This is a genomic window from uncultured Maritalea sp., assembly GCF_937139385.1.
In the GTDB taxonomy this organism is placed as follows: Bacteria; Pseudomonadota; Alphaproteobacteria; order Rhizobiales; family Devosiaceae; genus Maritalea; species Maritalea porphyrae_A.
The window spans coordinates 1-8,571 of sequence record NZ_CAKZPW010000006.1 but is presented as its reverse complement, the minus strand read 5'-3'; the positions used below and the strand labels follow the sequence as shown (position 1 = coordinate 8,571).

The window sequence follows — 8,571 nt, the reverse complement described above, 5'->3', positions numbered from 1 at the left end:
AAGAGAGGGCCTTCTTTATTGAAGATAAAAACGAAATACAAAAGCGAAAAAACGGTCATGCCGATCGGCACCACAAAACGCAAGAACACAAATGTAGTAATTGCTGCAGGCCCGCGATAACCAGCACGTGCCAAGTTTAGCGCTGTTTTGTCGTCGGCAAATGCTTTTTTCAGCGAAAAGCGTTCCACGATGTTTTTAACAGTATTCGAATTGTCCGCAATCCGGCGCGCATGCTTGTCTTCGCCCCGCAAGCGGGAAATCTCTTCCACGCGCAAACGTTCGCGTTCCACCGCAACTTTTTTGATGCGCGACTTCATATCCTTATTGTCAGAGAATTGCGCACCGAACGTGAACACAATCGCAGCAACAGAAACAGCCGCAAGGACTGAAACGATAAAGTCTGAACTGGTAACAAGGCCTACGAAATCCATTGGAATTCCTTACTCAATTCACGCAACATTCTAATAATCAAACTGAATCATTTTGTGCATAACGAACACACCGAAAGACATCATGATTGCAGCGATGCCCAGAAACATATTGCCCGTGGGCGTTGAGAATAGGGGAACCATGTAGGTCGGGCTGACCAATGAGATCAGAATCGAGACCACAAATGGGAGTGACCCAATGATACCCGCAGAGGCTTTGGCTTCAGAAGAAACAGCCTTCACCTTTGCCTTCATTTTTTTACGATTACGCAAAACGGTTGCCAAGTTCCCAAGCGCCTCTGACAGGTTACCGCCAGATTGCTGTTGCACGGTGATCACCACAACGAAAAAGTTTACTTCAGCAATAGGCAGCCGTTCAAACAAAATTGGTACCGCTTCGGCGACGTTTTTACCCACTGCCTGCTGTTCAATGATGCGCGTAAATTCGGTTTTCACGGGCTCTTTTGATTCACTCGCTACAACTTTCATCGATTCATTCAGCGGCATACCTGCTTTAACACCACGTACAATGGATTCAACGGCGTTGGGAAACTCGTCAAGGAACTTAGTTTGATACTTTCTGGTACGTTGCTTGACGTACCACATTGGCACCACATAGGTGCCAGCTGCGCCAAAAATGGTGGCAAACAAAAGTGGCACACCCAACATCCAAGTTAGCAAGAACACCATTGCGCCAAAAATCATAGAATTACGCCAAAAGCCTCCAACAGATATCCGCATACCTGCGTGTGCGAGGCGCTTTTTAAGCGACACCTTCTTGTTCTTTTTGTTTTGCTCGCTCTGTGCATCCAGAATGTCTTGCAAGGACTTGCGACGCTCGTTTCGCGCTTTTGTTGGATCAACACGATTCTTTCGACCTTGAGTGCGTTCGCCAACAGTTAGCGCCTTGATGCGTTTGTTGGTGCGACCACCGCCCACAACGCCGGGCACAAACGCCAAACCAACAGCCCCCAGGGCAACGAATGTCAGCAATATCAGAACAAAAGGTGGCATTGGCTAGGCCGCTCCAGCTTCTTCGGCGTTGGCACGTTCCAGCGCCTCAACCAAGTTCAACTCTTCGCCATAATAGCGCGCACGTTCCGCGAATTTTGGTTTGGTGATACCCGTAGAGCGGTGACGTCCAATGAGATCGCCATTGGCATCTTCACCAAGAATATCATAGACGAAAATGTCTTGGGTAACGATCACATCGCCTTCCATGCCCATGATTTCAGAAACATGGGTTATTCGACGTGAGCCATCACGCAAGCGGGCGGCTTGAACAACCACATCAACCGAGGACACGATCATTTCGCGAATTGTTCTTGAAGGCAATGAATAGCCGCCCATTGTGATCATGGATTCAAGACGGGATAGGCCTTCACGTGGAGAGTTAGCGTGCAATGTACCCATGGACCCATCGTGACCGGTGTTCATGGCTTGGAGCAAATCGAATGCCTCTGGACCACGCACCTCACCCACGATGATGCGTTCAGGGCGCATACGCAGACAGTTTTTAACCAAATCACGCATGGTGATTTCGCCTTCACCTTCAAGGTTTGGCGGACGGGTTTCAAGGCGAACAACGTGCGGCTGTTGCAGTTGCAGTTCAGCACTATCTTCACACGTAATGATCCGTTCGTCGGATTCAATAAAGGCAGTCAAACAGTTCAGCAATGTTGTTTTGCCTGAACCCGTTCCCCCTGAAATCAAAACATTTGCGCGAACTTTGCCCAAGATTTGCAGAATTTCTGCGCCGTCGGGCGAGATCGATCCAAACTTGACCAGTTGATCTAGGGTGAGTTTGTCTTTCTTAAATTTACGAATGGTGAGAGCCGCGCCATCGATTGACAGCGGTGGCCCAATTACGTTTACCCGCGATCCATCTGGCAGACGCGCATCACAGATCGGGCTGCTTTCATCAACGCGTCGACCGACTTGGCTCACAATGCGTTGGCACACGTTCATCAAGTGAGCGTTATCGCGGAAACGAACGTTGGTAAGGCGAACCTTGCCGTCCACCTCGATATAAGTGGTTGCAGCGCCATTGACCATAATGTCGGCGATATCGTCGCGCGCGAGAAGTGGCTCCAGCGGACCATAACCCAACACGTCATTGCAGATGTCTTCCAACAGGTCTTCCTGCTCAGAAATCGACATTACAATAGATTTCAGTGCGATGATCTCGGAGACAATGTCGCGAATTTCTTCGCGTGCAGACTCAATCTCCATCGTTGCCAATTGGCTAAGATCGATACTGTCGATCAGCGCATTGAACACAGAAGACTTGGTTTTGAAATATTCTGAATCCGCATCACGGCTTTTGATGTCGCTATTAACATCCATTACCGGTTCGGCTTGCACGCGAGGCGCTTTTTTGGGCGTCGTTGATGCAGGTGCCGCGACGGCTGGCTTTGGTTTTGGGGCAGCAACAGGCTGCGGCTTAGCCGGCGCCGCGCCATTTGTATTTCCCCCAAAGCTTGTGCGTTTCCCGAACATAAAAAACCTTACTCAATGATTTCAGTGCTAAGCGAGCTTCAACTTTCTCAACAAACCCGGTATGACGCCGCCTTGCTGAGTGCCACCTTGGTCAGATCTGCCGGTTGTCTTAAGCGCCAGATTGGTGAAGATCTCATTGATCTTGTGAGAGGCGTTGATCTCTGCGATCATTTGCCCATTATTTGCTGCGGAACCGAAAAGGGCTGGGTCAAATTGAATTTGGCCAAAGCACTCTGCGTCAATTGAAGTGCCAAATTCGTTGGCCGCAATTTCTGGCCGTTTTGGCACACCAACTTTGTTCAACATTAGAATTGGCTCAGACTCATCGGGACGTAGTTCTTTTAGCTTGTCCAGAATTGTCTTGGTGTTGCGCAAATTCGCGAGATCCGGTTCGGCAACAACGACAATTTCGTCAACAGTTGAAAGCGTATGGCGTATCCAAGCGTTCCACGCGTGGGGCAGATCCAAAACGACTAATGGCACATTGTTCTGGCAAATCTCGACGATTTGCTCAAATGAGCGCTCCTCGAAGTCATAGTCACGGTCCAATGTGCCCGGTGCTGTGAGTAAGTTCACATGATTGGCGCATTTGGACATCAAACGGTCAATGACCACATCATCCACAACGTCTTTTGAGAATACCGCATCGGCCAAACCGTGTGGCGGCTCTTGATTGAAATTTAGACCCGCGGTGCCAAACGGTAGGTCCATATCAAGGATCAAGACATCGCGGCGCACGGTTTGTGAAATTGCCCAAGCCGTATTGTGCGCAATAGTGGACGAACCTGCGCCGCCTTTTGCAGACATAAATGCAATGGTTCTGCCGATTGGCGCTGAACTCTCTGAGGCAAATTGTTCAGCAATGGTGTCAACCAAGACTGAACTCTCAATTGGCATAACCAGATACTCAGAAACGCCAAACCTTATCAGCTTGCGATAGAGTTCTACGTCGTTTTGATGACCAATGACGACCACGCGTGTAGATGCATCACATACCCCAGCAAGTTCGTTCAAACTGTCAATCAACTCATGCGCGGCGAGCGAGGATTCAAGGATTATTAGGTTGGGCGTGGGGTTGACCCGATAGATCTCAATGGCTGCGCTAATGCCGCCATTGTGGGTCGTTAGCGCCACCTTATTCATCCGGCGGTCTGATGCTGCTTGCTCGATCATTTGTGCGGTTTTCGCATTTTCACAAAACGCTTGTATTGTGATGTGCGGAACTAGACGCGCGCCAGCAATTGACGTGGCCTCTACACCGTTCGGATCGCTGTCATATTCACTCATTAAAACACTCCAAATTCAATCCGAATTTATTAATCTAAGACAAAGCCAATGGAGCCTTGCAGGCTGCCGTTTTTCTCGCCGCCCACACCATACATTTCTTCCATGTGGCCAAGAAAATATGCTGCTGCATCGTCCGACATCGTGAATTTGTCCGTTGGCAAAGTGTAGTCTTGGGCACTACCTGCTTCTGTGAGGTAAGGCGTAACCAAGACCAACAATTCTGTTTCGGCCCGGATAAAGTCACGGGAGCGGAACAAAGTGCCTAGAATTGGAATTTTGCCCAAGCCAGGGACTTCATTGAAGCGCTGGCGATGTTTTTCTTCAATCAAGCCAGCAATTGCCAATGTCGAACCTGCCCGCATCCTAACAGATGTGCTGGCTTTTCGTTCCTTGGTTGCAGGAATATTGACGGGACCAACCGTGTAGCCGCCTTCGGCATTGATCTCGGACACATTCGTTTCGACTTCCATAGAGATGTCGTTGCCTGTGTGGACGGTTGGTGTAAAGGCCAACTCCACGCCGAACTTCTTGAACGTATATGTGACTTCACCGTCCTTATACCCTGTTGGTACAGGGAATTCGCCACCTGCCAAAAACTCAGCCTTGGCGCCTGAAATGGCGGTTAAAACAGGTTCTGCGAGCATGCGAATTGCGCCACGGCGTTCCAGCGCCTTGACGGTGGCTTCAACTGACAAATTGCCGAGTGAGAAGCCCGATTTTACAGAGTTTGGTGCCACAACATTTGATACACCACCTAGACCAGGTGCTGTTACCAGTGTGGTTGATAGCCCACCAACACTCAGTGTGGTGCTCAAATCGATACCAAGTTGTTTGACTGTTTCGCGCTGAACTTCTGCAATGGTGACTTTAAGCATGACCTGTTGCGCACCATCAATTGAAATGACGCTTGCAACCGTGTCATTGTCTTCAGCAAATTGGCCAGCAATCGCTACAGCTTTTTTCATGTCGTCTTCGCTGCGCGCTGTGCCGGACAAAACAAGTTTACCGTTGAGCGTTTGCACTTTGATTGCGCTGCCAGGCAGTAGGCGAGCAATTGTGCCTTCAAGCCCCTTGCTGGACTGTTGCACCGTAACATCCAAAACGATGATGGGTGTGCCCCGATCGTCCAAGAACAAGATGTTTGTTTCGCCCATGCCTACGCCCTGAATAATGGCGCGACGCTTTGTGCGTACCACCGCAGAGGCGACTTGCGGGTTTGAAACAATGACCTCTTTTGCAGACACAGGAAGCTCGACAACGAAGGATTTGTTCAAGCCAATTTCGACGCGTTGTTCTTTACCGACTTGATTATGCGAAATGCGCAACTGACCTGATGCAGCAAATGCCGTTGGCATCAACGCCAGCATCATTGCAAACAGCATCGTCAAGATCATTGTTATGCGGCCAAATGCAAAAGGAGCCGGAACAGTTTGCGTTGCAATGGAACGTGTATTCAACATTTCATTCTACTCCTACTGCAACAACGGTGGGGCTTGCCCATCGTCCGCATTGCCGCCAGAACTCTGACTTGCACTATTGTTTGATACTGAAGAAAAGATCGGCATTTTGACACTTGATGTCGTTGCCGGCCCGGCTTGCTCTTGCGTCTGCGGAATGCTGACACGCGACGCAACCGATTGGCCCGCACGAATGAATTGTATGGTCGAATTGTTCCCAAGCGCATCTGCTGCGGGGCCATCTGCAAAATCAATGACAGAGCGAAGCGCCAGAGACAGTTCGCCCACTTTTTGCGCATTGACCACTGTTTCGGCTTGCTGAGGGGTCAACTCAAGCGTTGCAATGGTATCCCCTTCAAAAACTTCACCTTCACCGGCTCCTTCGCCGGTAGTGCCTTTTTCACCGAGCCGAGACCCAATGGCCAACACACGGGCGTTTGTCATTATGGTTTGCGATGTATCGCCAAATGGAGTTGGCTGGGTGACGATTACATCGACACGGTCATTTGGCACGATAAAACCGCCTGCGCCAGACTCTTGGGTAACCGTGACTGAAACGCCCAACATGCCTTGCCCGATGACAGCTGAAAGGTATCCTTGGTCTGCGCGCACCAGTTTTGCTTCACGTACGGGTTCGCCGCTGAATATTTCAAAGCGCGCGACCACACCATCAAGTTGACTTGGGGCGTCTGGCAAAGCTGTGTTGGTAATGAACTCGGGCCGCAACCCGTCCTCTGGCCAAACTTGCCAATCGAGCATGTCAGGACTTACACGTTGGCCAATGCCAATGGTTTGTGTTGCGATCAACACTTTCGTGCGCTCAACAACAGGAGCAGCAACTTCAATTGTCTCTTTGTTAGATCCGCCACTAACTGCAAAAAATGCAGCGAGGCCACCCGCACCAAGTGCAACAGCCAAAAGTACAATACGCGCCGGTTTCATCAAACTCACACCCCGGTTGAAACATCACATCGCGCAGAAATCACACAATGCTTTTGGGGCAGTATCTATTCAAAGGGTCAAAACTTGGTTAACCGAGCCTTGTGAATTAGTCTTAATAGAAACTAAATAGAGCCAATGAGTTGCGCCAAAACCTAAAGGTTGGAGGTTAGAGCATCAAACAGGGGTGTATTTGCATATACAAACATTGCGCCTGCAGCGAGCGCTATACCATATGGTGCGCCAACTTCTTTGTTGTGCAAACGGACCAACCACTCTGCTTTCGGCAACCAAACGACTGGAAAATACGCGCGGAACAACAGCAGTGCAATTGTAAGAACACCACCCAAGAAAGTTGCGATCAGTAGGAATTGCAGGGCAAACTCTGTGCCCATCCACAAGCCAATGGCCGCAGCGAGCTTTGCATCGCCTCCACCAATCCACCCAGGAATAAACAACAAGAACGCTCCCACGAGCACGCCCAACCCGACGGCAAAATGCATGCCCATGATGTCCAAAGGCATTCCGATTGCCACGGCGCATATGCAGAAAGTGATCAAAAGCGCTAATGAAATCCAGTTTGGAATGCGCATCGTCAGCAAATCATAGGCTGCGGAAAATGCCATTAACAATGGGAAAATGACGGCAAGGGCTGACATCAACATTTGACTGGTCTTCCATTAAAACTCTTGTTTCAAGTTATACTGTTTAGCCGCCAATGGTTATTCCAACGTAAAGAGCATTAAAGTCACAAAAAAAGAGGGGCAGTGTGCCCCTCTCAAAATACCTTGCTGAAACGGTCGCGCTAGGGCGATCGATTGGCTTGTGCCAATTAAGCAGCTGGCTTCAACGCGTTTGTGATGTTTGTAAACACAGTTGTCAGCTCTTTACCCAACAGACCTGCTGCAGTGATAATAACGACTGAAATAAGTGCTGCAATCAAACCATATTCAATTGCTGTCGCGCCAGACTCGTCATTTAGAAACTTTTTTACCAAATTCATTATGTTGCTCCTTGCTCCTGCCACAACGTGACAATAAATGCTGTTCGATCCTCACCACCGAACTCATGGATCAACCTATGCCCGCTTTCTTGAAATTTCATTAATTTGTACAAGCAACGGCAGCCAAACAACTGTTGAAGTACTTATGATTACCAAACAGTTACTTCATATGGTTAATGAGAAGTAACTAAAACACGAGCATGTATAGAAAAGCTGGGGTTTCACTGCAGTTTTTTGCCAATTTCAACAAAGCGGCCCCGCGTATTTGCCATTTGTTCACCATTATTGTGCATGTTGATGGTGAGTTTATAGTTACAGTTAGGTAAATCATGACGTTTGCAAAGTTCGTCGCCGGGTTAGGCGCAAGTGCTCTGGGGATCGCGATGACAACCGCAGCAATGGCTGCCGACTCTCAAAGCGAGATCAGTGTCATGATGAATATGGCGCGCATTTTGCGTCTGCCATCTGCAGCATCCACAGTCGTTATTGGCAACCCTGTGATTGCTGACGCTACGATTCAAGACCCAAGAACACTGGTTCTGACCGGCAAAGGGTATGGTTCGACGAATCTGATCGCCTTGGACGCAGTGGGGAACCCTATTGCGGATCTCATTATCAATGTGAGCGTTGGCAGCACGGACCTTGTTACTGTTTTTCAAGGCACCGTTAAGACATCAGTTTCATGTGCTCCAAATTGTCAACCAACAGCGCTTGGTGGCGACCATCCCGAATATGTTGAGGATGTTGTGGCTTCGCTGGCGACAGCTGAAAGAGCTGACGAATAGAGCTTTGTTGCCCTTGCGCCTGCATTTTGATGGAAGAAATTGAATCGTATTCAAAGGCCTAAAGCAAGGGAACAGTAATGATCTCTTGCGACAATGAGTAACTAAGCGCCTGGCTATTGGATTTTGGATTTGGCTTTGATTAGGAACTTCAGAACATTGTTTTCACGCCGGGC

General features: G+C 49.1%; 8 protein-coding genes and 1 pseudogene. 1 reads left to right on the top strand and 8 read right to left on the bottom strand.

Going from position 1 to position 8,571, the window contains the following annotated elements; all coding sequences use genetic code 11:
- From Q0231_RS00180 to Q0231_RS00145, 8 genes and pseudogenes are all read right to left on the bottom strand, one after another.
- Positions 1–431 (bottom strand): annotated as a pseudogene (locus Q0231_RS00180) (type II secretion system F family protein); the annotation flags it as partial.
- Between the two features lie 30 nt (positions 432–461).
- The gene (locus Q0231_RS00175; RefSeq protein ID WP_299343543.1) at positions 462–1,442 is read right to left on the bottom strand and encodes a type II secretion system F family protein; all 981 of its coding nucleotides are present in this window, start codon (positions 1,440–1,442) and stop codon (positions 462–464) included.
- A gap of 3 nt (positions 1,443–1,445) precedes the next feature.
- Positions 1,446–2,927 (bottom strand): CpaF family protein, encoded by a 1,482-nt coding sequence (locus Q0231_RS00170; RefSeq protein WP_269392885.1) that lies wholly within the window; start codon positions 2,925–2,927, stop codon positions 1,446–1,448.
- Positions 2,928–2,954: 27 nt separating this feature from the next.
- The gene (locus tag Q0231_RS00165) at positions 2,955–4,214 is read right to left on the bottom strand and encodes an AAA family ATPase (RefSeq protein ID WP_269392886.1); all 1,260 of its coding nucleotides are present in this window, start codon (positions 4,212–4,214) and stop codon (positions 2,955–2,957) included.
- A gap of 29 nt (positions 4,215–4,243) precedes the next feature.
- Positions 4,244–5,674, bottom strand: a complete 1,431-nt coding sequence (locus Q0231_RS00160; protein ID WP_299343540.1) for a type II and III secretion system protein family protein — start codon at positions 5,672–5,674, stop codon at positions 4,244–4,246.
- Positions 5,675–5,686: 12 nt separating this feature from the next.
- Positions 5,687–6,613 carry a Flp pilus assembly protein CpaB gene (gene cpaB / locus Q0231_RS00155; protein ID WP_299343538.1) on the bottom strand — a complete coding sequence of 309 codons (927 nt, stop codon included), beginning with the start codon at positions 6,611–6,613 and terminating at the stop codon, positions 5,687–5,689.
- A gap of 152 nt (positions 6,614–6,765) precedes the next feature.
- The gene (locus Q0231_RS00150) at positions 6,766–7,275 is read right to left on the bottom strand and encodes a prepilin peptidase (RefSeq protein ID WP_269392889.1); all 510 of its coding nucleotides are present in this window, start codon (positions 7,273–7,275) and stop codon (positions 6,766–6,768) included.
- A 167-nt stretch (positions 7,276–7,442) separates the two neighbouring features.
- Positions 7,443–7,613, bottom strand: coding sequence for a Flp family type IVb pilin (locus Q0231_RS00145; RefSeq protein WP_269392890.1), 171 nt, complete (start codon positions 7,611–7,613; stop codon positions 7,443–7,445).
- A 329-nt stretch (positions 7,614–7,942) separates the two neighbouring features.
- Between Q0231_RS00145 and Q0231_RS00140 the strand changes: the two genes are divergently transcribed.
- Entirely contained in the window at positions 7,943–8,398 is a 456-nt protein-coding gene (locus tag Q0231_RS00140; RefSeq protein ID WP_269392891.1) for a pilus assembly protein N-terminal domain-containing protein, read from the top strand.
- Positions 8,399–8,571: the final 173 nt, after the last annotated feature.

Coding starts and splice junctions, on each gene's coding strand:
- Q0231_RS00175 (WP_299343543.1), bottom strand. CDS start 1,442: ATGCCACCTTTTGTTCTGATATTGCTGACATTCGTTGCCCTGGGGGCT.
- Q0231_RS00170 (WP_269392885.1), bottom strand. CDS start 2,927: ATGTTCGGGAAACGCACAAGCTTTGGGGGAAATACAAATGGCGCGGCG.
- Q0231_RS00165 (WP_269392886.1), bottom strand. CDS start 4,214: ATGAGTGAATATGACAGCGATCCGAACGGTGTAGAGGCCACGTCAATT.
- Q0231_RS00160 (WP_299343540.1), bottom strand. CDS start 5,674: ATGTTGAATACACGTTCCATTGCAACGCAAACTGTTCCGGCTCCTTTT.
- cpaB (WP_299343538.1), bottom strand. CDS start 6,613: ATGAAACCGGCGCGTATTGTACTTTTGGCTGTTGCACTTGGTGCGGGT.
- Q0231_RS00150 (WP_269392889.1), bottom strand. CDS start 7,275: ATGTTGATGTCAGCCCTTGCCGTCATTTTCCCATTGTTAATGGCATTT.
- Q0231_RS00145 (WP_269392890.1), bottom strand. CDS start 7,613: ATGAATTTGGTAAAAAAGTTTCTAAATGACGAGTCTGGCGCGACAGCA.
- Q0231_RS00140 (WP_269392891.1), top strand. CDS start 7,943: ATGACGTTTGCAAAGTTCGTCGCCGGGTTAGGCGCAAGTGCTCTGGGG.